The 22684-nt window shown below is 48.1% G+C and carries 36 protein-coding genes; 31 read left to right on the top strand and 5 right to left on the bottom strand.

The window, feature by feature from the left end; genetic code table 11:
• Positions 1–2 precede the first annotated feature (2 nt).
• The 5 genes from gspG to gspC are packed head-to-tail and all read right to left on the bottom strand — an operon-like array spanning position 3 to position 6017.
• Complete coding sequence (gene gspG, locus RAHAQ2_RS01695; RefSeq protein ID WP_014333597.1) at positions 3–458, bottom strand: type II secretion system major pseudopilin GspG; 456 nt, start codon at positions 456–458, stop codon at positions 3–5.
• Between the two features lie 12 nt (positions 459–470).
• Positions 471–1688 carry a type II secretion system inner membrane protein GspF gene (gene gspF, locus RAHAQ2_RS01700; RefSeq protein WP_014333598.1) on the bottom strand — a complete coding sequence of 406 codons (1218 nt, stop codon included), beginning with the start codon at positions 1686–1688 and terminating at the stop codon, positions 471–473.
• Positions 1685–3211, bottom strand: coding sequence for a type II secretion system ATPase GspE (gene gspE, locus RAHAQ2_RS01705; protein WP_014333599.1), 1527 nt, complete (start codon positions 3209–3211; stop codon positions 1685–1687). Before gspE ends, gspF begins: the two co-directional genes overlap by 4 nt.
• Positions 3212–3214: 3 nt before the next feature.
• Positions 3215–5200, bottom strand: a complete 1986-nt coding sequence (gene gspD, locus RAHAQ2_RS01710) for a type II secretion system secretin GspD (RefSeq protein WP_014333600.1) — start codon at positions 5198–5200, stop codon at positions 3215–3217.
• The gene (gene gspC, locus RAHAQ2_RS01715) at positions 5184–6017 is read right to left on the bottom strand and encodes a type II secretion system protein GspC (RefSeq protein ID WP_014333601.1); all 834 of its coding nucleotides are present in this window, start codon (positions 6015–6017) and stop codon (positions 5184–5186) included. Before gspC ends, gspD begins: the two co-directional genes overlap by 17 nt.
• A 200-nt stretch (positions 6018–6217) precedes the next feature.
• Here gspC and RAHAQ2_RS01720 point away from each other — a divergent pair, with 200 nt between their 5' ends.
• From RAHAQ2_RS01720 to RAHAQ2_RS01865, 31 genes are all read left to right on the top strand, one after another.
• Positions 6218–7738, top strand: coding sequence for an ExeA family protein (locus tag RAHAQ2_RS01720; RefSeq protein ID WP_014333602.1), 1521 nt, complete (start codon positions 6218–6220; stop codon positions 7736–7738).
• A 7-nt stretch (positions 7739–7745) separates the two neighbouring features.
• Positions 7746–8231, top strand: coding sequence for a hypothetical protein (locus tag RAHAQ2_RS01725; RefSeq protein ID WP_014333603.1), 486 nt, complete (start codon positions 7746–7748; stop codon positions 8229–8231).
• A gap of 234 nt (positions 8232–8465) precedes the next feature.
• Positions 8466–8777: a 30S ribosomal protein S10 gene (gene rpsJ, locus RAHAQ2_RS01730; protein ID WP_009639175.1), complete on the top strand. Its 312-nt coding sequence runs from the start codon at positions 8466–8468 to the stop codon at positions 8775–8777.
• 33 nt (positions 8778–8810) lie between these two features.
• Positions 8811–9440 carry a 50S ribosomal protein L3 gene (gene rplC / locus RAHAQ2_RS01735; RefSeq protein ID WP_013573687.1) on the top strand — a complete coding sequence of 210 codons (630 nt, stop codon included), beginning with the start codon at positions 8811–8813 and terminating at the stop codon, positions 9438–9440.
• Positions 9441–9456: 16 nt separating this feature from the next.
• Positions 9457–10062 (top strand): 50S ribosomal protein L4, encoded by a 606-nt coding sequence (gene rplD / locus RAHAQ2_RS01740; RefSeq protein ID WP_013573688.1) that lies wholly within the window; start codon positions 9457–9459, stop codon positions 10060–10062.
• Positions 10059–10361, top strand: coding sequence for a 50S ribosomal protein L23 (gene rplW / locus RAHAQ2_RS01745; protein WP_013573689.1), 303 nt, complete (start codon positions 10059–10061; stop codon positions 10359–10361). Before rplD ends, rplW begins: the two co-directional genes overlap by 4 nt.
• A gap of 18 nt (positions 10362–10379) precedes the next feature.
• Positions 10380–11204: a 50S ribosomal protein L2 gene (gene rplB, locus RAHAQ2_RS01750; RefSeq protein ID WP_013573690.1), complete on the top strand. Its 825-nt coding sequence runs from the start codon at positions 10380–10382 to the stop codon at positions 11202–11204.
• 14 nt (positions 11205–11218) lie between these two features.
• Positions 11219–11497 (top strand): 30S ribosomal protein S19, encoded by a 279-nt coding sequence (rpsS, locus tag RAHAQ2_RS01755; protein ID WP_004929772.1) that lies wholly within the window; start codon positions 11219–11221, stop codon positions 11495–11497.
• 14 nt (positions 11498–11511) lie between these two features.
• Complete coding sequence (gene rplV, locus RAHAQ2_RS01760) at positions 11512–11844, top strand: 50S ribosomal protein L22 (protein WP_004391423.1); 333 nt, start codon at positions 11512–11514, stop codon at positions 11842–11844.
• A gap of 17 nt (positions 11845–11861) precedes the next feature.
• Positions 11862–12560 carry a 30S ribosomal protein S3 gene (gene rpsC / locus RAHAQ2_RS01765; RefSeq protein WP_013573691.1) on the top strand — a complete coding sequence of 233 codons (699 nt, stop codon included), beginning with the start codon at positions 11862–11864 and terminating at the stop codon, positions 12558–12560.
• Between the two features lie 12 nt (positions 12561–12572).
• Positions 12573–12983: a 50S ribosomal protein L16 gene (gene rplP / locus RAHAQ2_RS01770; protein ID WP_009639183.1), complete on the top strand. Its 411-nt coding sequence runs from the start codon at positions 12573–12575 to the stop codon at positions 12981–12983.
• Positions 12983–13174, top strand: coding sequence for a 50S ribosomal protein L29 (gene rpmC, locus RAHAQ2_RS01775; RefSeq protein ID WP_013573692.1), 192 nt, complete (start codon positions 12983–12985; stop codon positions 13172–13174). Before rplP ends, rpmC begins: the two co-directional genes overlap by 1 nt.
• Positions 13174–13428: a 30S ribosomal protein S17 gene (gene rpsQ, locus RAHAQ2_RS01780; protein ID WP_014333604.1), complete on the top strand. Its 255-nt coding sequence runs from the start codon at positions 13174–13176 to the stop codon at positions 13426–13428. The genes rpmC and rpsQ overlap by 1 nt, the downstream gene beginning before the upstream one ends.
• A 170-nt stretch (positions 13429–13598) precedes the next feature.
• The gene (gene rplN / locus RAHAQ2_RS01785) at positions 13599–13970 is read left to right on the top strand and encodes a 50S ribosomal protein L14 (RefSeq protein ID WP_008457164.1); all 372 of its coding nucleotides are present in this window, start codon (positions 13599–13601) and stop codon (positions 13968–13970) included.
• A gap of 10 nt (positions 13971–13980) precedes the next feature.
• Positions 13981–14295, top strand: a complete 315-nt coding sequence (gene rplX / locus RAHAQ2_RS01790) for a 50S ribosomal protein L24 (RefSeq protein WP_013573694.1) — start codon at positions 13981–13983, stop codon at positions 14293–14295.
• Positions 14296–14309: 14 nt separating this feature from the next.
• Positions 14310–14849, top strand: coding sequence for a 50S ribosomal protein L5 (gene rplE, locus RAHAQ2_RS01795; RefSeq protein WP_013573695.1), 540 nt, complete (start codon positions 14310–14312; stop codon positions 14847–14849).
• A 13-nt stretch (positions 14850–14862) separates the two neighbouring features.
• Positions 14863–15168: a 30S ribosomal protein S14 gene (rpsN, locus tag RAHAQ2_RS01800; protein ID WP_013573696.1), complete on the top strand. Its 306-nt coding sequence runs from the start codon at positions 14863–14865 to the stop codon at positions 15166–15168.
• Between the two features lie 33 nt (positions 15169–15201).
• A complete protein-coding gene (gene rpsH / locus RAHAQ2_RS01805; protein WP_013573697.1) occupies positions 15202–15594 on the top strand; it encodes a 30S ribosomal protein S8 in 393 nt (130 codons plus the stop codon).
• Between the two features lie 13 nt (positions 15595–15607).
• On the top strand, positions 15608–16141 hold the full coding sequence (gene rplF / locus RAHAQ2_RS01810) for a 50S ribosomal protein L6 (protein ID WP_013573698.1): 534 nt from the start codon (positions 15608–15610) through the stop codon (positions 16139–16141).
• Between the two features lie 9 nt (positions 16142–16150).
• Positions 16151–16504, top strand: a complete 354-nt coding sequence (rplR, locus tag RAHAQ2_RS01815; RefSeq protein WP_013573699.1) for a 50S ribosomal protein L18 — start codon at positions 16151–16153, stop codon at positions 16502–16504.
• A gap of 14 nt (positions 16505–16518) precedes the next feature.
• Positions 16519–17019 (top strand): 30S ribosomal protein S5, encoded by a 501-nt coding sequence (gene rpsE, locus RAHAQ2_RS01820; RefSeq protein WP_013573700.1) that lies wholly within the window; start codon positions 16519–16521, stop codon positions 17017–17019.
• 6 nt (positions 17020–17025) lie between these two features.
• Positions 17026–17205: a 50S ribosomal protein L30 gene (rpmD, locus tag RAHAQ2_RS01825; protein ID WP_013573701.1), complete on the top strand. Its 180-nt coding sequence runs from the start codon at positions 17026–17028 to the stop codon at positions 17203–17205.
• Between the two features lie 3 nt (positions 17206–17208).
• The gene (rplO, locus tag RAHAQ2_RS01830) at positions 17209–17643 is read left to right on the top strand and encodes a 50S ribosomal protein L15 (protein WP_013573702.1); all 435 of its coding nucleotides are present in this window, start codon (positions 17209–17211) and stop codon (positions 17641–17643) included.
• Positions 17644–17650: 7 nt separating this feature from the next.
• Entirely contained in the window at positions 17651–18982 is a 1332-nt protein-coding gene (secY, locus tag RAHAQ2_RS01835) for a preprotein translocase subunit SecY (protein WP_014333605.1), read from the top strand.
• A gap of 33 nt (positions 18983–19015) precedes the next feature.
• Complete coding sequence (gene rpmJ / locus RAHAQ2_RS24755) at positions 19016–19132, top strand: 50S ribosomal protein L36 (protein WP_002227352.1); 117 nt, start codon at positions 19016–19018, stop codon at positions 19130–19132.
• Between the two features lie 148 nt (positions 19133–19280).
• The gene (gene rpsM, locus RAHAQ2_RS01840) at positions 19281–19637 is read left to right on the top strand and encodes a 30S ribosomal protein S13 (RefSeq protein ID WP_013573704.1); all 357 of its coding nucleotides are present in this window, start codon (positions 19281–19283) and stop codon (positions 19635–19637) included.
• A gap of 17 nt (positions 19638–19654) precedes the next feature.
• Positions 19655–20044 (top strand): 30S ribosomal protein S11, encoded by a 390-nt coding sequence (rpsK, locus tag RAHAQ2_RS01845; protein WP_004929731.1) that lies wholly within the window; start codon positions 19655–19657, stop codon positions 20042–20044.
• A gap of 30 nt (positions 20045–20074) precedes the next feature.
• Positions 20075–20695, top strand: coding sequence for a 30S ribosomal protein S4 (gene rpsD / locus RAHAQ2_RS01850; protein WP_014333606.1), 621 nt, complete (start codon positions 20075–20077; stop codon positions 20693–20695).
• A gap of 25 nt (positions 20696–20720) precedes the next feature.
• Positions 20721–21710: a DNA-directed RNA polymerase subunit alpha gene (locus tag RAHAQ2_RS01855; protein WP_002919219.1), complete on the top strand. Its 990-nt coding sequence runs from the start codon at positions 20721–20723 to the stop codon at positions 21708–21710.
• 40 nt (positions 21711–21750) lie between these two features.
• The gene (rplQ, locus tag RAHAQ2_RS01860) at positions 21751–22140 is read left to right on the top strand and encodes a 50S ribosomal protein L17 (protein ID WP_013573706.1); all 390 of its coding nucleotides are present in this window, start codon (positions 21751–21753) and stop codon (positions 22138–22140) included.
• A gap of 175 nt (positions 22141–22315) precedes the next feature.
• Positions 22316–22684, top strand: coding sequence for a DnaJ family domain-containing protein (locus tag RAHAQ2_RS01865; RefSeq protein WP_037040664.1), 369 nt, complete (start codon positions 22316–22318; stop codon positions 22682–22684).

Below are 22684 nucleotides of genomic sequence, written 5' to 3' on the forward strand. Positions count from 1 at the left end.
GGTTAGTGATCCTTCTCAACCCAGTTCTTTATGTCATCGGCGGTGTTGGGCTCACTGTCAGGCCCGGCAGAAAAGACATCGATCGTCCCATGTTCACCCGGACTGACCAACATGTATTCGTTGCCCCATGGATCGGCGGGTAAACGTTTTATATACCCGTCGTTACGGTAATTTGCTGGCAACGGATTAAGGGTGGGTAAAGTGACAAGAGCTTCCAGCGTCTGTTCGGTTGTCGGATAGCGATGGTTATCCAGCTTATACATGTCGAGAGCATTCTCGAGAGCGACAATATCGCTGATGGCTTTTTGGGTATCAGCCCGTTCTTTGTTGCCCATAACATTAGGCACAACGAGCGCTGCCAGTACACCGAGAATGACGATAACCACCATCAGTTCGATTAATGTAAAACCTTGTTGCTTTTTAGAAGTAACGTGATGATATTTTTGAATGTTTAACATTGAATTATACCTTTAACTGACGAGGTTATTAAGCTGGAGAATGGGTTGTAAAATCGACATGATGATGAACAAAACGATACTGGCCATAGTGACAATCAGCAGGGGTTCAAACAGCGCCAATACCATTGAAAGCCGATGCTGCATCAACTTGTCCTGATTGTCTGCCGCGTGCGCCATGAGTTCGCCAAGACGTCCGCTTTGTTCACCGGAAGCAATCATGTAGAGCATCATGGGCGGAAAGAGACGGGTTTGTTCCAGAACGGCAAAGAGCGAACTGCCCTGGCGAACATGTTCTGCCGCCTGAGTCAGCAAATAATGGATCCGCAGGTTCGTTATGCCTTCTGTCGAGATTTTCATCGCATCAAGTAAAGGAACGCCGCTCGATTGCAAGATACTGAGAGTGCGGGCATATCGGGCACTATTGATGGCCCTGATCAGCGGTCCTAAAACGGCAACACCAAGCAATGCCGTATGAAAACGCATGAGATTATGTTTTCGACGCAGAGCCAGCCTGAAGATACCGATGACAGCGATAAGCACGATGGCAATCAGCCACCATGCACGTCCCAGGAAACCACTGACGCCGATTAAAATACGGGTGGTGATAGGCAGTGTATGTTTCATATGCACAAACTGTTCAATGATTTGCGGGACGACGGCAACCAGTAAAATAACAATCACCAGAATGGCAACGAAGGTGAGCATGGCCGGATAGATCATGGCTTGCGACAACTTGCTTTTGATCTGCTGGCGAATTTCATAATAATCCGCCATTTTCTCCAGTACGGTGCCAAGTTGTCCGGTTCGTTCACCTGCCGTGACCAGTGTTCTGAACATCGGATCAAATATGCGCGGAAAATCAGATAACGCATCGGCAAGCGTATGCCCTTCCACCACTTTGTTACGAACGGCGGTCAGCACTTGCGTGAGTCCGGCGTGCTCGGTTTGCCGGGCAATGACGGCAAGTGCTGCTTCGACGGGCAGGGCTGCATGAGTTAATGTGGCGAGCTGACGTGAGAACAGTGAAACTGCATGTGAAGGTACACGTGTTTTCAATCCTTTATTTTTGTTATTTATAGCTGTCAGCGAGTTGCCAACCTGCTTTATTTCAAGAAGGGTTAAACCCCGCTCACGCACCATCTGGCGGGCCAGCCGGAGAGAGTCGGCGTCAATCACTCCCCGCTGCGCCTTGCCTGTCGGGGAGATTGCATGAAAAGAGAAGCGGCTCATGAGGTTGTCCCCCCAGCCGCTATCTCTTGTTCAGCCGTGACTCTGATGACTTCTTCCAGTGTAGTCTCGCCGCTAATGGCCTTAAGCAGGCCATTTTCCCGCAAGCTTCGGGCTGTTTTGCGATGAATGTTCTCAATGGAAAATTCATCCTGATTCTCATGAATTGCCTGACGTATAGCGTTATCAACGACCATACATTCATGGATAGCAGCCCTGCCTTTGTAGCCTGTGAAATGGCATTGAGAACATCCGCTGGCTTTAAAAACAAAGGGTGGGGGCTCAGGCAGAAAGTGGAATAAAGGAATATGAGACGCATCTAACGGGGACTGCTGGCTACAATGTGGGCACAGGCGTCGCACAAGTCGCTGAGCAACCACGCCTAATAATGAGGAGGCGAGAAGGAAGGGCTCCAGACCCATATCCCGTAAACGGGTAATAGCACCGACGGCGCTATTCGTATGCAATGTAGACATCACCAGATGGCCGGTCAGTGAAGCTTGTACCGCGATTTGAGCGGTTTCATTGTCACGGATCTCACCGACCATGACGACATCCGGGTCCTGACGCAAAATTGCCCGCAAACCGAGAGCAAATGTCATTTCTACGCGGGGGTTAACTTGCGTTTGACCCACGCCTTCCAGTTCATACTCAATCGGGTCTTCAACGGTAAGAATGTTACGCTCGTTATTGTTGAGTGCAGAAAGAACCGCGTACAGAGTTGTGCTTTTACCTGAGCCGGTCGGCCCGGTGACCAGAATGATCCCGTGAGGTTTATGGATTAATGCCGATAGCTGTTGTTCGTCCTGTGGAGACAGGCCAAGTTGTGGAATATCAAGACATAAATTATTTTTATCCAAGAGACGCATCACCACGCGCTCACCATATTGAGCCGGAATGGTCGATACGCGGATATCAATCGCCCGGTGACCGATACGTAAAGAAATGCGACCATCCTGAGGTAAACGTTTTTCAGCGATATCCAGTTTTGCCATCACCTTGATACGCGATACCAGAAAAGGTGCCAGCTTGCGAGCCGGTTGCAAGATTTGCCGTAAGACGCCGTCAATACGAAACCGAATACTGAGCGTGCGTTCGAAGGTTTCGATATGAATATCCGAAGCACCCTCTTTGACTGCTTCAGAAAGCACCGCATTAATCAGACGTATGATCGGCGAATTTTCATCACTGGCCAGCAAGTCTTCGTTATCAGGTAATTCCTCAGATAAAGACAGAAGGTCGACCTCGTTATCGATATCATCAATAATTTGTTGTGACTGGCCGCTGCTACGCTGGTAGGTCGCTGATAACTTTTCATCAAACAGTGTCGTTTCCACTATTTCGACCGCCATTATTTCCCCCATGACCCGACGTGCTTCGAGCAATGTTTCCACTGAAATGTCCTGGCGGCAAAAAAGCACGTTATCAAGTAGCGTTACGCCTTTTTGTTTAGCGTAGGTATAAGGCAGAACAGGGGCGGCGTGTTCCACAACTGGTCTATTCAGCAACTCGTTATCTCTGTTCATGGTTTATCCACTAAACGGATTACGAGGTTTGTCGTTATCAGGCATGGTCGACAGAGAGGTTTTTGGCGAACTGTTTTCAGGGGCAGGGTAGTCGGGCAAAACAGCACGAGTATTTGGCGTGAGCAGATCTTGATGATCTTCATCCTGACGTGTTTTTTGGAGTTTTTGGAAATGCGAGTATTTCTTATTGGAAATAGAGGAGTAAACCTCATCATCGCGAATAATGGTCGGCCTGATAAACACCATCAGATTACGTTTTGCTGATTCAGTGCTGGTATAGCGGAACAAATTACCTATCCACGGAATATCACCCAACAGAGGAACTTTGGATTTGGTTTCTTTGGTGCTGTCATCCAGCAAACCGCCCAGGACTACAGTTTCACCCGTACGAACCAGGACGGCATTGGAAATGGTTCGGGTATTGAAGGTGGGGCCAAGACTAGAATTGGTTGAAGTATCAACGCTGGAAACTTCCTGTTCGATTTCCATCAGCACAGAGTCCCCTTCATTGATCTGCGGAGTGACCTTCAATTTTGTGCCGACGGTTTTGTAAACCACGCTACTATAAATGTTGTCGCCAGACGTGGTTTGTGAACCAGACAGGGAGGGAACTTCCTGACCGACATTGAATGAGGCTTCTTTATTATCGAGAGTAACAATGCTTGGCGTGGCAAGAATATCGTTTTTATTACTGGTAGATAACGCAGTGAGTAAGACGTTCCAGTCACCGCTAAAGAAGCCTGCGGTCATGCCATTGAAGGTCTGCAAAGTGCTGCTTAGGGGGTTATCACTGCTGATAACACCCTCTTTTTTGTACTGGCGTACTCCGGCCGCAACGGTCGATAGTGGCGCGCCGGTACCGGTAAATTGTGTTCCGCCAACCTGGTTGTTGCTCCACTGGATACCCAAATTGAGCCCGTTGCCATCCTGTACTTCAACAATAATGGCTTCGACTAAAACCTGTGCGCGGCGGATATCGAGCTTGGTGATAACCTGTTCAAGTGATTGCATCACATCCTGCTGAGCAGTAATGACGATGGAGTTGGTTTGCTCATCAGCCGTTATGCTCATCGGATTGTTAGAGGCGGTCGAAGGCTGGGCAGTTTTGCCTTCTTTCATCTCCTGCGTAATGCCTGTCAGAACGGGAACAATTTTTTCAGCCTTGGCATATTTCAGGTAGAAAACACGGGTGTTGCCCTGAGAAGACTGATCTTTATCCAACTGATTAACCAGTTTTGCTGCGCGACTTCGCACGTTTTCTGGCCCGCTGACAATGAGCGTATTGGTCCTTTCATCGGCGACAATTTTGGCTTGTAATATAGATGATGATTGTCCTTTGGATTCTTCACGGATCAGGTTGTTCATCATCTCAGCCATTTCGGGGGCAGAAGCATATTTTAGTTTGATGGTTTGCCTTTGCTGGTCACCCATCGAGTCAACGCGTTCGACCAGATTAATAAGCCGGTTGACCACTGATGCCCGGCCAGTCAGCAGCAAAACATTGGAGGGTTCATAATGAACAACACTGCCTACTCCTGTACTGTCATTCATCTGGCGAAGCAAAGGTGCCAATTCTCTGACCGGTACATTAAGAAGCGTAACGACGCGGGTGACAATTTCATCTCCCTTACCGGGTCTGTTTTTGTCCGCAACGGGTACACCAGACATTTTGGCATTCGCTGAACGCACGACCTTCAGTAGCCCGTTATCCATGGGGATCACCGCAAAACCATAGACATCCAGCACACTTAGAAAAAATTGATAGTATTGTTCTTCATTCAAAACATCATAACTTCTGACAGAAATAGTCCCCTGCACGGAGGGATCGATAAGGATAGTCTTATTCAGATTCTTACTTATCGTATCAATAAACTCTTTAATATCCGTGCCCTTGAAGCTCGCAGTAAATTCTTCCGCGTGTACAATCCACGGGAGGGTAGCACATAATATGCATGCCTTTACTAAGAGAGGGTTAATGAACTTCTTCATGACTTTCTGTATCCAACGATGTTTCGATAGTGGCTAAGTTTATATAGATATTCTGAACTTGATTTTCTCTCAGAACGGTAAGTTGTACATCCCTCAGATTTGCCAGTTGTTCAATGTATTTATCTGCTGTTACCGCGTCGTCAAGAGATTGCCCGTTTATTTTAACGACAAATTCATCAGGAATAAGTCCCGCTCTAAGATAAATATTACTGCTTGTTCTGGGATTAAATCTATAACCTGTAAGTTTCTCATCTTTATATATAGGGTTGGCAACTAAATAATGCATTAAATATTTTGCATGTTCTCTGCTTACCTTTTCTTTTTGTGGTTCAGGACGTTTATCATCCCGTGGTTTATCATTGAGATATAAAATCGCTGTTCCCCCGGGGGTTCGTATTAAAACTTCGTCTGGCTTTACTGATTGTAAGAAAGCATTTTCTACATCAGCGAGTTTTTCGCCTTCACGATAACTATGCTGACCTGATGGTCCTTGAAGGATAGCCAGTGAACGCCGGGTTTCAGTACTTGTCAGAACGCCCTTAAGGATTAAAGGCAGTTTTACGCTAGTCACGGGTGACTGAGTTGTCTCTTTAATCACTGCCTTTCTGCGTTTATCAAATAGTGTGCCATGGATATTTATAAGCATCTTAGTGTTGCCGGAAGCCTTGGGGGTGATTACAGACTTTTCCCAGCTATTGAGTACAGTAATAGCGATTGTGGAGCAACAAATTATTGTGCACATGAATGTTATAACAATTAACATTCCTATCTTCAATGATATATTCGGCCAATGCCATTTATTCCAGGCGGCATACATGTGTTGGATCATTCCTTTGTGTTTTCATTATTCCAGTGGATTACTTATTAGGCTATATTATGCACAGAAAAACATTGATTCACATTAATACATGTTCAATACGAATGAGATTGTGTTTCTTGATTTTCATACTTATTCCTCTTTGGGTTTTATTTTTTTAAAAACATTCATTGAATGTATAAATGGTTATGGACATTAGTATGTACTGCGATCACTTTAATTTTGTCACATTTCCTTTTTTGGAAGGTAATTATTTCAATAATATACGTTTGTTGGCTGCTCAGGACTTTATTCTGCAGAAGTTGAATCAGGGAGGCATCGCGATCATCGGTGGTAATAAAGGTGTTGGCAAAACGCGACTGGCGCACGAGGTTGCCAGACAAAGCCAGCGTCGGGTATTGAATTTAAGTGCAGCGCCTTTGAATGGAGCAGACGGTGAAAACCTGGGGCAGCTATTAGCGTGCTGTTTTCATTTGAAAAAATGGCGAACGTTACCAGCTTCGATCTTGCCTCTGCGAATTGCTGAAACTTTTGACCAAAATGAGTATTCCACTCAGCCCTGGCTGGTCGTAGTGGATAATGCTGAAAACCTCTCTGTAGAAAGCTATGAGTTTTTAAGAACATTCAAAAGTTATCCGCAATCCTCATGTGTTTCGTTCCTTTTGGTTGAGGAACGCAAGGGGGATTCTGGTGACCGTAAGCGCTGTCGGAGGCTTTTTCCCCATACTGATTACCATCTGCTTCCAATGAGCTTCGCCGAAACCTCAGATTATCTTTCACAACGATTGCAATCCTCTGGGGGAGAGGCAGCGGTGATCCCCGGGCCGGTGGCCAAACTGCTGCATAACGCTTCTGGCGGACGAATCCAATTGATTAATGCTCTGGCTGCGGATTCACTTAACAGCGCTTATGCAGAAAAAACATCATCAGTCACCTACCGACAGATGAAAATCTGTACTGAAGCCTGGGGGCTCACACCGGGCAGAAAAAAATGCATCACCTTGCTCATCGCCTGTTACATGCTTTTTGGTGGCATGTTGGGATGGACCTATTACAACTATGCAAAATCCTATCTCCCTCTGCCTTTAACCTTTTCTGAAAAGTTGCATGAAATCCCTGCCGCAGCGAAGACCCTCAGTGATGTTGGCAGTAACGAGCGTAACGGTATGCGTCAGCTCTTTCAGGTATGGGGTTATGACGTTCCGACTGATGATGCGTTCTGTGATCAGGCCATACGTGCGCAGCTCACCTGTAAAAAGGGTAAGGCAACATTAGAGACCTTATTACAGGAAGGTATTCCCTGGCTGAGTCCGATTACAGCAGATAAACGGACGGTCTACGTTACCGTTGTTAAGGTAACTGATGAGACGTTAGATGTTCTTATTAAAGATGAGACGTGGACGGTTCAGCGCAGCTGGTTTAATGAAGTCTGGGGCGGTGAATATATCCAGTTATTCCCGCAGACTCCGAGCGGTAAGAACGTTATCAACAATACAAGCCCTGAAGCTGACACCGCCTGGCTGGATATGACGCTCAGTAAAATCCTGAATCTGCCATTCAGTAAAACGGGTCAGTGGGACAATGATTTGATTGGGAAGATTAAATTATTCCAGCAACGGGAAGATCTTATTGTCGATGGAAGAGTAGGTAAAGGTACTCTGATGCAAATCGCTAAACGTACCGGCAACATGCCAGTGCTGCTTACAAAAGAAGAACTTTAGGTTAAAAATGCAAAATATTCATTTATCGGCTTATGTCAGCCATTTAAACAAACAAAAGGTGAAGGTGGCAGCTCATCATCAACTCAGAAAAAGCCTGTATTGTGTGGTGCTAAGCGGCCTATGTTTATTTGCTGGTGCCTTGGCGGGGTCTTATCTTCATATAATTTATCTTAACTGGCAGGGCTACCGGATAGAAATCAGTGAAGAATCACATCTTCCTTACCAACAATCCGCCTTGCATTACATCTATAAGAACAAAGAGCTCCCTGCCGTTAGCCAGACTGCCTATATAGATGACAATGAAAATGCTGAGGGAGAGTTGCCGGAAGATACTTCACCTATGGAAAATGAGACCCTGGAAGAGGCGCCTGCAGACGAAAGTGATGAGAGTCAAATCATCAAGTTAGATGAAGGGAGCCCAGATATGCCATTACAAGAATGGCTGAAAAAAGCGATGCTGGAACAGCAACAAGAAGAGAAGAGCGCAAAATAAAAGCATTTTCTTTGTCGTTCGAATTGCTTCTTGCTGGTGTTTAAGTATAATGCGCGGGCTTACCTAATCTTGGTAGGCCTGATTCAATGAGAATCAGATGGCCGATAAGTTTACTTGCCGGTCAACAATACTCCCGATATGGGGGTTATGTGAAGAACGATTACACTCTCCCATCAATCGAAATGGGTTTGAGGAGTAATCATTTACGTTTAAAATAATTGGAGCTCTGGTCTCATGCAGAACCAAAGAATCCGTATCCGCCTGAAAGCGTTTGATCATCGTCTGATCGATCAATCAACTGCGGAAATCGTTGAGACAGCGAAGCGCACTGGTGCGCAAGTTCGTGGTCCAATCCCGCTGCCGACCCGCAAAGAGCGCTTTACCATTCTGATTTCTCCGCACGTCAATAAAGATGCGCGCGATCAGTATGAGATTCGCACTCACAAGCGTCTGGTTGACATCGTTGAGCCAACTGAGAAAACCGTTGATGCTCTGATGCGTCTGGATCTGGCTGCTGGTGTAGACGTGCAGATCAGCCTGGGTTAATCAGGGTCATTGAGCGATTGAGAGGTTGAAACAATGATTGGTTTAGTCGGTAAGAAAGTGGGTATGACTCGTATCTTCACTGAAGATGGCGTTTCTATCCCTGTAACCGTTATCGAAATTGAAGCAAACCGCGTTACTCAGGTCAAAGACCTGGACAACGACGGTTACCGCGCTGTACAGGTTACTACTGGTAGCAAAAAAGCTAACCGTGTAACCAAACCAGAAGCGGGCCACTTCGCTAAAGCTGGTGTAGAAGCTGGCCGCGGCCTGTGGGAATTCCGCCTTGCAGAAGGTGAAGAGTTCACTGCAGGTCAGAACATTAGCGTTGAAATTTTCGCAGACGTTAAGAAAGTTGATGTTACCGGTACTTCTAAAGGTAAAGGTTTTGCTGGCACAGTTAAGCGCTGGAATTTCCGTACCCAAGACGCTACCCATGGTAACTCCTTGTCTCACCGTGTTCCGGGTTCTATCGGTCAGAACCAGACTCCGGGCAAAGTGTTCAAAGGCAAGAAAATGGCAGGCCAACTGGGTAACGAGCGTGTAACCGTTCAAAGCCTGGACGTAGTACGTGTTGACGCTGAGCGCAACCTGCTGCTGGTCAAGGGTGCTGTTCCGGGTGCTACCGGTGGCAACCTGATCGTTAAACCTGCTGTTAAGGCTTAACGTCGAGGAGATAGGAATGGAATTAGTAGTGAAAGACGCGCAGAGCGCGCTGACTGTTTCCGAAACTACCTTCGGGCGTGATTTCAATGAAGCGCTGGTACACCAGGTCGTTGTTGCTTACGCAGCAGGTGCCCGTCAAGGTACTCGTGCTCAGAAGACCCGTGCTGAAGTAACAGGTTCCGGTAAAAAACCTTGGCGTCAGAAAGGTACTGGCCGTGCGCGTTCAGGTTCTGTAAAGAGCCCGATCTGGCGTTCCGGTGGTGTAACCTTCGCTGCAAAGCCACAGGACCACAGTCAAAAAGTAAATAAAAAGATGTACCGCGGCGCGCTGAAAAGCATCCTGTCCGAACTGGTACGTCAAGATCGTTTGATCGTTGTCGAAACGTTCTCTGTAGAAGCGCCTAAAACTAAGCTGCTGGCACAGAAACTGAAAGACATGGCTCTGGAAGACGTGCTGATTGTAACTGGCGAAGTCGACGAGAATCTGTTCCTGGCCGCACGTAACCTGTACAAGGTTGACGTTCGTGATGTAGCAGGTATCGATCCAGTAAGCCTGATCGCCTTCGACAAAGTAGTTATGACTGCTGACGCTGTGAAGCAAGTTGAGGAGATGCTGGCATGATTCGTGAAGAACGTCTGCTGAAAGTGCTGCGCGCGCCGCACGTTTCTGAAAAAGCGTCTACTGCGATGGAAAAGAACAACACCATCGTTCTCAAAGTTGCCAAAGACGCGACTAAAGCGGAAATCAAAGCTGCGGTTTCGAAACTGTTTGAAGTCGAAGTCGAAGATGTGAACACCTTGCTGGTTAAAGGCAAAGTTAAACGTCACGGTCAGCGTGTTGGTCGTCGTAGCGACTGGAAAAAAGCTTACGTAACCCTGAAAGAAGGCCAGAATCTGGACTTCATCAGCGGCGCTGAGTAAGTCGGAGGAGTAAGAACAATGGCAATTGTTAAATGTAAACCTACATCTCCGGGTCGTCGCCACGTTGTTAAAGTGGTTAACCCTGAGCTGCACAAGGGTAAACCTTATGCCCCGCTGCTTGAAAAACTGAGCAAAAGCGGTGGCCGTAACAACAATGGCCGTATCACCACCCGTCATATCGGTGGTGGCCACAAACAGCATTATCGTCTGGTTGACTTCAAACGTAACAAAGATGGTATCGCTGCAGTGGTTGAGCGTCTGGAGTACGATCCGAACCGTTCCGCGAATATCGCGCTGGTTCTGTACAAAGACGGCGAACGCCGTTACATCCTGGCGCCGAAAGGCCTGAAAGTGGGTGACCAGATCCAATCTGGTGTTGATGCTGCAATCAAGACAGGTAACACCCTGCCTATGCGCAACATCCCAGTAGGTTCAACGGTTCACAACGTAGAAATGAAACCAGGTAAAGGCGGCCAGATGGCTCGTTCAGCCGGTGCCTACGTTCAGATCGTTGCTCGTGACGGTTCCTACGTGACTCTGCGTCTGCGCTCTGGCGAAATGCGTAAAGTTCAAGTTGATTGCCGCGCCACCTTAGGTGAAGTCGGTAACTCTGAACACATGCTTCGCGTTCTGGGTAAAGCAGGTGCTGCTCGTTGGCGTGGTATTCGTCCTACCGTTCGCGGTACTGCGATGAACCCAGTCGATCACCCACACGGTGGTGGTGAAGGTCGTAACTTTGGTAAGCACCCGGTAACTCCGTGGGGCGTTCAAACCAAAGGTAAGAAGACCCGTAGCAACAAGCGTACTGATAAATTCATTGTACGTCGCCGTAGCAAAAAATAATTAGAGGATAAGCCATGCCACGTTCTCTCAAGAAAGGTCCTTTTATTGACCTGCACTTGCTGAAGAAGGTAGAGAAAGCGGTGGAAAGCGGTGACAAGAAGCCTTTGCGCACTTGGTCCCGTCGTTCAACGATCTTTCCTAACATGATCGGTTTGACCATCGCTGTCCATAATGGTCGTCAGCACGTACCAGTATTTGTTTCCGATGAAATGGTCGGTCACAAACTGGGTGAATTCGCGCCGACTCGTACTTATCGCGGCCATGCGGCTGATAAAAAAGCTAAAAAGCGCTAAGGTAGGAGGAAGAGATGGAAACTATCGCTAAACATCGCCACGCTCGTTCTTCTGCTCAGAAGGTTCGCCTTGTTGCTGACCTGATTCGCGGTAAGAAAGTGTCGCAAGCTCTGGAAACTCTGGCCTACACCAACAAGAAAGCTGCTGGTCTGGTTAAGAAGGTGCTGGAGTCTGCCATTGCTAACGCAGAACACAACGATGGCGCTGACATCGATGATCTGAAAGTCACGAAGATTTTCGTAGACGAAGGCCCAAGCATGAAGCGCATTATGCCGCGTGCTAAAGGTCGTGCAGATCGCATTCTGAAGCGCACCAGCCACATTACTGTGGTTGTGTCCGATCGCTGAGACTCTGGAGACTAGCAATGGGTCAGAAAGTACATCCTAATGGTATTCGACTGGGTATTGTCAAACCTTGGAACTCTACTTGGTATGCAAATACCAAAGATTTCGCTGACAACCTGGACGGCGACTTTAAAGTTCGTCAGTTCCTGACTAAGGAATTGGCGAAAGCTTCCGTTTCTCGCATCGTTATCGAGCGTCCAGCGAAGAGCATCCGTGTGACTATTCACACTGCTCGTCCTGGCATCGTTATCGGCAAGAAAGGTGAAGATGTCGAAAAACTGCGTAAGGTCGTAGCGGATATCGCTGGCGTTCCTGCGCAGATTAACATCGCCGAAGTCCGTAAACCGGAACTGGACGCAAAATTGGTTGCTGACAGCATCACTTCACAGCTGGAACGTCGCGTTATGTTCCGTCGTGCTATGAAGCGTGCAGTACAGAACGCAATGCGTCTTGGCGCTAAAGGTATCAAAGTTGAAGTAAGCGGCCGTCTTGGCGGTGCTGAAATCGCGCGTACTGAATGGTACCGTGAAGGTCGTGTTCCGTTGCACACTCTGCGTGCGGATATCGATTACAACACATCTGAAGCGCACACCACTTACGGTGTAATCGGCGTTAAGGTATGGATCTTCAAAGGTGAGATCCTGGGTGGTATGGCTGCAGTTGAACAACCGGAACCGGCTGCTCAACCTAAAAAGCAGCAGCGTAAAGGCCGCAAGTAAGGAGAGTCGCTGATGTTACAACCAAAGCGTACAAAATTCCGTAAGGTGCACAAGGGCCGCAACCGTGGTCTTGCGCAAGGTACGGATGTGAGCTTCGGCACTTACGGTCTGAAAGCTGTTGGCCGTGGTCGTCTGACTGCTCGTCAAATTGAAGCAGCACGTCGTGCGATGACCCGTGCAGTTAAGCGTCAAGGTAAGATCTGGATCCGAGTATTCCCGGACAAACCGATCACCGAGAAACCGCTCGAAGTTCGTATGGGTAAAGGTAAAGGCAACGTAGAGTATTGGGTTGCTTTGATCCAGCCTGGTAAAGTCCTGTACGAAATGGACGGTGTGCCTGAAGAGCTGGCTCGTGAAGCCTTCCAGCTGGCAGCAGCCAAACTGCCTATCAAAACCACCTTTGTAACTAAGACGGTGATGTAATGAAAGCACAAGAGCTGCGCGAAAAAAGCGTGGAAGAGCTGAACACTGAGTTGCTGAACCTTTTGCGTGAGCAGTTTAACCTGCGCATGCAAACGGCAAGCGGCCAGTTGCAGCAAACACACCTGTTGAAACAAGTGCGTCGTGATGTTGCACGTGTGAAAACTTTACTGACTGAAAAGGCGGGTGCGTAATGACCGATAAGATCCGTACTCTGCAGGGTCGTGTAATCAGTGACAAAATGGAAAAATCCATTGTTGTTGCGATTGAACGCGTGGTGAAACACCCGATCTACGGTAAGTTCATCAAACGTACGACTAAATTGCACGTACATGACGAGAACAATGAATGTGGTATCGGCGACGTTGTGGAAATCAGCGAATGCCGTCCACTGTCTAAGACTAAGTCTTGGACCTTGGTTCGCGTTGTAGAGAAAGCGATTCTGTAATACAGTAGCGCCTCTCAAAAATAGATAAACGGCTCATGTACGTGGGCCGTTTATTTTTTCTACCCATAATCGGGAACCGGTGTTATAATGCCGCGCCCTCATATTGTGGGGATTTCTTAACGACCTATCCTGGGTCCTAAAGTTGTAGTTGACATTAGCGGAGCACTAACATGATCCAAGAACAGACTATGCTGACCGTGGCCGACAACTCCGGTGCACGTCGCGTAATGTGTATCAAGGTTCTAGGTGGCTCGCACCGTCGCTACGCAGGCGTCGGCGACATCATCAAAATTACCATCAAGGAAGCAATTCCTCGCGGTAAGGTGAAGAAAGGCGATGTGCTGAAGGCGGTAGTGGTGCGCACCAAGAAGGGTGTTCGTCGCCCGGACGGTTCTGTCATTCGCTTCGATGGTAATGCATGCGTTATTTTAAACAATAACAGCGAGCAGCCAATCGGCACGCGTATTTTTGGGCCGGTAACTCGTGAACTGCGTAATGAGAAGTTCATGAAAATTATCTCTCTGGCACCAGAAGTACTCTAAGGAGCGAACCATGGCAGCGAAAATCCGTCGCGATGACGAAGTTATCCTGCTTACCGGTAAAGATAAAGGTAAGCGCGGTAAAGTAAAAAATGTACTGTCTTCTGGCAAGGTCATTGTTGAAGGTATCAACCTGGTTAAGAAACATCAGAAGCCTGTACCGGCTCTGAACCAACCAGGTGGCATCGTTGAAAAAGAAGCTGCAATTCCGGTTTCTAACGTTGCTCTCTTCAACACGGCTACTGGTAAGGCGGACCGTGTAGGCTTTAGATTCGAAGACGGCAAAAAAGTCCGTTTCTTCAAATCTAACAGCGTAACTATCAAGTAATTTGGAGTAGTACGATGGCGAAACTGCATGATTACTACAAAGACGATGTCGTAAAAAAACTCATGGCTGAGTTTGGTTACAATTCTGTCATGCAAGTCCCTCGGGTCGAGAAGATCACCCTGAACATGGGTGTTGGTGAAGCGATCGCTGACAAGAAACTGCTGGATAACGCAGCAGCTGACCTGGCAGCAATCTCTGGTCAAAAACCGTTGATCACCAAAGCACGCAAATCAGTTGCAGGCTTCAAAATCCGTCAGGGCTATCCGATCGGCTGTAAAGTAACCCTCCGCGGCGAACGCATGTGGGAGTTCTTTGAGCGTCTGGTCTCCATTGCTGTTCCACGTATTCGTGACTTCCGCGGCTTGTCTGCTAAGTCTTTCGATGGCCGTGGTAACTACAGCATGGGCGTGCGTGAACAGATCATCTTCCCGGAAATCGATTATGATAAAGTCGATCGCGTTCGTGGTTTAGATATTACTATCACCACTACTGCGAAATCCGATGATGAAGGCCGTGCATTGCTGACAGCCTTTAACTTCCCGTTCCGCAAGTAAGGCAGGGTTACTAATGGCTAAGCAATCCATGAAAGCACGCGAAGTCGTTCGCGTAAAACTGGCTGATAAATACCGCGCTAAACGCGAGGAATTGAAAGCTATTATCTCTGGTGTGAACTCATCCGACGAAGATCGTTGGGATGCAGTTCTTAAGCTGCAGTCTCTGCCGCGTGATTCCAGCCCGTCTCGTCAGCGTAACCGCTGCCGTCAAACTGGTCGTCCGCATGCTTTCCTGCGGAAGTTCGGGTTGAGCCGTATTAAGGTCCGTGAAGCCGCTATGCGCGGTGAAATTCCGGGTCTTAAGAAGGCTAGCTGGTAATTGTCACCAATTGAATCACGGGAGTAAAGACAGATGAGCATGCAAGATCCGATCGCGGATATGCTGACCCGTATCCGTAACGGTCAAGCCGCGAACAAAGTTGCGGTCACCATGCCTTCCTCCAAGCTGAAAGTGGCTATTGCCAACGTGCTGAAGGAAGAAGGCTACATTGAAGAATTTAAAATCGAAGGCGACGCTAAACCTGAACTGGAATTAGTACTTAAGTACTTCCAGGGCAAGGCAGTGGTAGAAAGCATTCAACGTATCAGCCGTCCAGGCCTGCGCATCTACAAGAAAAAAGATGAGCTGCCAAAAGTTATGGCCGGTATGGGTATCGCTGTTATTTCTACCTCTAAAGGTGTTATGACCGATCGTGCAGCTCGCCAGGCTGGTCTTGGTGGCGAGATTATCTGCTACGTAGCTTAATTGGGAGGAAAGAATGTCTCGTGTTGCAAAAGCACCCGTCGTCATTCCTGCCGGCGTAGAGGTAAAACTCAACGGTCAGGTTATTTCGATTAAGGGTAAAAACGGCGAGCTGTCACGTACTATCCATGACGCTGTTGTAGTTAAACAGGAAGAAAATACACTGACTTTCGCCCCACGCGAAGGCGCTGTAGACGGTTGGGCCCAAGCGGGTACCACTCGTGCACTGTTGAACTCTATGGTTGTAGGTGTTACCGACGGCTTCACTAAAAAGCTTCAACTGGTAGGTGTTGGTTATCGTGCTGCTGTTAAAGGCAACGTGGTGAATTTAGCCTTAGGCTTCTCTCACCCGGTCGATCACCAACTGCCGGAAGGCATCACTGCAGAATGTCCGACCCAAACTGAAATCGTGCTGAAAGGCGCTGATAAACAGGTTATCGGTCAGGTTGCTGCGGATTTACGTGCCTACCGTCGTCCTGAGCCTTATAAAGGCAAGGGTGTCCGTTACGCCGACGAAGTCGTGCGTACCAAAGAGGCTAAGAAGAAGTAAGGTAACACTATGGATAAGAAATCTGCTCGTATCCGTCGTGCGACCCGCGCACGCCGCAAGCTCAAAGAATTGGGTGCGACTCGTCTGGTGGTACATCGTACCCCGCGTCATATTTACGCACAGGTCATCGCACCAAACGGTTCTGAAGTAATAGTTGCTGCATCTACTGTAGAAAAAACTATCACTGAGCAACTGAAGTATACCGGCAACAAAGATGCTGCCACTGCTGTAGGTAAAGCTATCGCAGAACGCGCATTGGAAAAAGGGATCACGAAAGTATCCTTTGACCGTTCCGGTTTCCAATATCATGGTCGAGTCCAGGCACTGGCAGATGCTGCCCGTGAAGCTGGCCTTCAGTTCTAAGGAAGAGGTTTAAGATGGCTCACATCGAAAAACAAGCTGGCGAACTGCAGGAAAAGCTGATCGCGGTAAACCGCGTATCTAAAACCGTAAAAGGTGGCCGTATCTTCAGCTTTACCGCACTGACAGTAGTTGGTGATGGTAACGGTCGCGTTGGTTTTGGCTACGGCAAAGCACGCGAAGTTCCGGCAGCGATCCAGAAAGCGATGGAAAAAGCCCGTCGCAACATGATGAATGTCGCGCTGAATAGCGGCACCCTGCAGCATCCTGTTAAAGGTGCTCATACGGGTTCCCGTGTGTTCATGCAGCCGGCTTCCGAAGGTACCGGTATTATCGCCGGTGGTGCAATGCGCGCCGTCCTGGAAGTTGCAGGGGTTCATAACGTATTGGCTAAAGCTTATGGTTCCACCAACCCGATCAACGTGGTTCGTGCAACTATCGATGCTTTGGCAAATATGAAATCCCCACAAATGGTCGCTGCCAAGCGTGGTAAATCCGTTGAAGAAATTCTGGGGTAATTAACCATGGCAAAGACTATTAAAGTTACACAAACTCGCAGTTCCATTGGCCGCCTGCCGAAGCATAAAGCTACTCTGCTGGGCCTGGGTCTGCGTCGTATTGGTCACACCGTTGAGCGCGAGGATACTCCTGCTGTACGCGGTATGATCAACCTGGTTTCCTACATGGTTAAGGTTGAGGAGTAAGAGATGCGTTTAAATACTCTGTCTCCGGCTGATGGTGCCAAACAAGCGCCAAGGCGTGTAGGTCGTGGTATTGGTTCTGGCCTGGGTAAAACCGGCGGTCGTGGTCACAAAGGTCAGAACTCACGTTCTGGTGGTGGCGTACGTCGTGGTTTTGAAGGTGGTCAGATGCCTTTATATCGTCGTTTGCCGAAATTCGGCTTCACCTCCCGCAAAGCTATGATCACGGCAGAAGTTCGTCTGTCTGAACTGGCTCTGGTGGAAGGCGACGTGATCGACCTGAACGCGCTGAAAGCCGCTAACGTAGTTGGTATCCAGATCGAGTTCGCGAAAGTAATCCTTTCTGGCGAAGTTGGTCGTGCGGTAACTCTGCGTGGTTTGCGTGTCACCAAAGGCGCTCGTGTTGCTATCGAAGCTGCTGGCGGTAAAATTGAGGAATAAGTAGCAGATGGCTAAGCAACCGGGATTAGATTTTCAAAGTGCCAAGGGTGGACTAGGCGAACTGAAGCGCAGACTTTTGTTTGTTATCGGTGCGCTGATTGTTTTCCGTATCGGCTCTTTTATTCCGATCCCTGGTATTGATGCCGCTGTACTTGCCAAATTGCTCGAGCAGCAAAGAGGTACCATCATTGAAATGTTTAACATGTTCTCTGGTGGTGCCCTTAGCCGTGCTTCAATCTTTGCTCTGGGGATCATGCCGTACATTTCTGCATCGATCATTATCCAGCTATTAACGGTGGTTCATCCAGCGTTAGCAGAAATAAAGAAAGAAGGGGAGGCTGGCCGTCGTAAGATTAGCCAGTACACCCGTTACGGTACGCTGGTATTGGCAGTGTTCCAGTCGATCGGTATTGCTACCGGTTTGCCGAACATGCCTGGTATGCAGGGCCTGGTGTTAAATCCAGGCTTTGCATTCTACTTTACTGCAGTTGTGAGCTTAGTGACCGGGACAATGTTCCTGATGTGGCTGGGTGAGCAAATTACTGAACGAGGTATCGGTAACGGTATTTCAATCATCATTTTTGCAGGTATCGTAGCGGGTCTTCCGCCAGCAATTGCACATACTATCGAACAAGCTCGGCAAGGCGACCTGCACTTCCTCCTGTTGCTGTTGGTTGCAGTTTTAGTGTTTGCAGTGACTTTCTTTGTGGTGTTTGTTGAACGTGGTCAACGTCGTATCGTCGTTAACTATGCTAAACGCCAACAAGGTCGTCGTGTCTATGCAGCACAGAGCACGCACTTACCGTTGAAAGTGAATATGGCCGGGGTTATCCCAGCAATCTTCGCTTCCAGCATTATTCTGTTCCCTGCCACGATTGCATCATGGTTTGGGGGCGGGACTGGTTGGAACTGGCTGACTACGATTTCGCTGTATTTGCAGCCTGGGCAACCGCTTTATGTGTTACTCTATGCGACTGCAATCATCTTCTTCTGTTTCTTTTATACTGCGTTGGTGTTCAACCCGCGTGAGACAGCAGATAACCTGAAGAAGTCCGGTGCATTTGTACCAGGAATTCGTCCGGGAGAGCAAACGGCGAAGTACATTGATAAAGTGATGACTCGTTTAACCTTAATTGGTGCGATGTATATTACTTTCATCTGCCTTATCCCGGAGTTCATGCGTGACGCGATGAAAGTTCCATTCTACTTTGGTGGTACTTCTCTACTGATCGTAGTCGTCGTTATCATGGACTTTATGGCTCAAGTGCAAACTCTGATGATGTCAAGTCAGTACGAGTCTGCATTGAAGAAAGCAAACCTGAAAGGCTATAACCGCTAATCTGGTGAGTTTGCGAAGTTACGGAGAGTAAAAATGAAAGTTCGTGCTTCCGTCAAGAAATTATGTCGTAACTGCAAAATTGTTAAGCGTAACGGTGTCGTTCGCGTAATCTGCAGTGCAGAACCGAAGCATAAACAGCGTCAAGGCTGATTATCTCGCATATTTTTCTTGCAAAGTTGGGTTGAGCTGGCTAGATTAGCCAGCCAATCTTTTGTATGTAAGCAGCAATACTATTTGAGTATCCTGAAAACGGGCTTTTCAGAATGGTGTTGCCGTATATAAATAGTAGGAGTGCATAGTGGCCCGTATAGCAGGCATTAACATTCCTGATCAGAAACATACCGTGATCGCATTAACTTCGATCTACGGCATCGGCAAAACCCGCTCACAGTCTATCTGTGCTGCATCAGGTATTGCTGAAAATGTTAAGATCAGTGAGCTGTCTGAAGAGCAAATCGAAAAACTGCGTGACGAAGTTGCCAAGTTCATTGTTGAAGGTGATCTGCGTCGTGAAGTCACCCTGAGCATCAAGCGTCTTATGGACCTTGGAACTTATCGTGGTTTGCGTCATCGTCGTGGTCTTCCAGTGCGCGGTCAGCGTACCAAGACTAACGCACGTACCCGTAAGGGTCCGCGTAAACCGATCAAGAAATAATCGGGGTGATTGAATAAATGGCAAAGGCACCTGTTCGTACACGTAAACGTGTAAGAAAACAAGTCTCTGACGGCGTGGCTCATATCCATGCTTCTTTCAACAACACCATTGTTACCATTACCGATCGTCAGGGTAATGCTTTGGGTTGGGCAACAGCTGGTGGTTCCGGTTTCCGTGGTTCTCGTAAATCCACTCCGTTCGCAGCTCAGGTTGCAGCAGAGCGCTGCGCTGACGCAGTGAAAGAATACGGTATCAAGAATCTGGAAGTTATGGTTAAAGGACCTGGTCCTGGTCGTGAGTCTACTATCCGCGCATTAAACGCGGCTGGTTTCCGCATCACTAATATTACTGATGTGACTCCTATCCCTCATAACGGTTGTCGTCCGCCGAAAAAGCGTCGCGTATAACGCTGCTTTTAGGTTTGTTGGAGAGAGAAAATGGCAAGATATTTGGGTCCTAAGCTCAAGCTTAGCCGTCGTGAGGGCACAGATTTATTCCTTAAATCTGGCGTTCGCGCGATCGATACCAAGTGTAAAATTGAACAAGCTCCTGGTCAGCATGGTGCGCGTAAACCGCGTCTGTCTGACTATGGTGTGCAGTTACGTGAAAAGCAAAAAGTTCGCCGTATCTACGGTGTTCTGGAGCGTCAGTTCCGTAACTATTACAAAGAAGCAGCACGCCTGAAAGGCAACACTGGTGAAAACCTGTTGCAACTGCTTGAAGGTCGTTTGGACAACGTAGTTTATCGTATGGGCTTCGGCGCTACTCGTGCGGAATCCCGCCAGTTAGTTAGCCACAAAGCTATCATGGTAAACGGTCGCGTTGTTAACATCGCTTCTTATCAGGTATCTCCGAATGACGTTGTCAGCATCCGTGAGAAAGCTAAAAAGCAATCTCGCGTGAAGGCCGCTTTGGAGTTGGCTGAACAGCGTGAAAAGCCGACTTGGCTTGAAGTTGATGCTGCCAAGATGGAAGGTGTGTTCAAGCGTATGCCTGAACGTACTGATCTGTCTTCCGACATTAACGAACACCTGATCGTCGAGCTTTACTCCAAGTAAAGCTTAGTACCAAAGAGAGGACACAATGCAGGGTTCTGTGACAGAGTTTCTAAAACCGCGCCTGGTAGATATCGAGCAAGTCAGTTCGACGCACGCCAAGGTGACCCTTGAGCCTTTAGAACGTGGCTTTGGCCATACTTTAGGCAACGCACTGCGCCGTATTCTGCTTTCATCCATGCCGGGTTGCGCGGTGACCGAGGTTGAGATTGATGGTGTACTGCATGAGTACAGCACCAAAGAAGGCGTACAGGAAGATATCCTGGAGATCCTGCTCAACCTGAAAGGGCTGGCGGTGAGAGTTCAAGGGAAAGATGAAGTTATTCTTACCCTGAATAAGTCTGGCATTGGCCCTGTGACTGCAGCCGACATTACCCATGATGGTGATGTCGAAATCGTCAAGCCGCAACATGTCATCTGCCACCTGACCGATGAAAACGCTGCAATTAGCATGCGTATCAAAGTTCAGCGCGGTCGTGGTTATGTGCCGGCGTCTGCCCGAATTCATTCGGAAGAAGATGAGCGCCCAATTGGTCGTCTGTTAGTAGACGCATGCTACAGCCCTGTAGAGCGAATTGCCTACAATGTTGAAGCAGCGCGTGTAGAACAACGTACTGATTTGGACAAGCTGGTTATCGAAATGGAAACCAACGGTACGATCGATCCTGAAGAGGCGATCCGTCGTGCGGCAACCATTCTTGCTGAACAACTTGAAGCTTTCGTTGATTTACGTGATGTACGTCAACCGGAAGTCAAAGAAGAGAAGCCGGAATTCGATCCAATCCTGCTGCGCCCTGTTGACGATCTGGAATTGACTGTCCGCTCTGCTAACTGCCTTAAGGCAGAAGCAATCCACTACATCGGTGATCTGGTACAGCGTACCGAGGTTGAGTTACTTAAAACACCTAACCTGGGTAAAAAATCTCTTACTGAGATCAAAGACGTACTTGCGTCCCGTGGTTTGTCTCTGGGCATGCGCCTGGAAAACTGGCCACCAGCAAGTATTGCTGACGAGTAACCGGATCACAGGTTAAGGTTTTACTGAGAAGGATAAGGTCATGCGCCATCGTAAGAGTGGTCGTCAACTGAACCGTAACAGCAGCCACCGACAGGCTATGTTCCGTAACATGGCCGGCTCTTTGGTTCGTCATGAGATCATCAAGACGACCCTGCCGAAAGCGAAAGAGCTGCGTCGCGTTGTTGAGCCGCTGATTACTCTTGCCAAGACCGACAACGTTGCAAATCGTCGTCTGGCATTCGCCCGTACTCGTGATAACGAGATCGTGGCAAAACTGTTTAATGAACTGGGCCCGCGTTTCGCGAGCCGTGCTGGTGGTTACACTCGTATTCTTAAGTGTGGCTTCCGTGCAGGCGACAATGCGCCGATGGCATACATCGAGCTCGTTGATCGTGCAGAGTCAAAAGCAGAAGTAGCAACTGCTGAATAATCTGTAGATGCATGAAAAAACCGGGCTTTTGCCCGGTTTTTTTACATCTGAAATGCACTGTTCTAATCCCTCTTTCTTCTCCAGCTTTAACTATTCTAAATTCCACTATCTTTTACAACACGCGGCTTCCAGCTATGATCTAGAATGGCTTGTCCAATGCGACAAAGGCGAAATCATGTTTCTAATTGATCAATGGGTTGAAAAGCACATCAATGATGCCCAGGAAAAGGGTGAGTTTGAGAACCTTCGGGGAAGTGGACGCCCCCTTATCCTGGATGATGACAGCGCAGTTCCAGATGAGCTCAGAACTTCCTATCGTATCTTGAAAAATGCAGGCTATTTGCCACCTGAGTTGCAGGATCGAAAAGAGGCGATCGAGCTGGATCACTTACTGAACACTTTAGACAGCGATGATCCGAAGTTTCTTCCCGCAGAAAAGCGTCTGAAGGTTTTACAGATGCGCTTACAGCAGGCAGGGATGAACACTGGCTTCCTTCATGGGCATTATGAAAATGCATTGAAGGATAAATTCAGAGGAAAATAG

Origin of the sequence: Rahnella aquatilis CIP 78.65 = ATCC 33071, from assembly GCF_000241955.1 — a bacterium.
Taxonomy (GTDB): Bacteria; Pseudomonadota; Gammaproteobacteria; order Enterobacterales; family Enterobacteriaceae; genus Rahnella; species Rahnella aquatilis.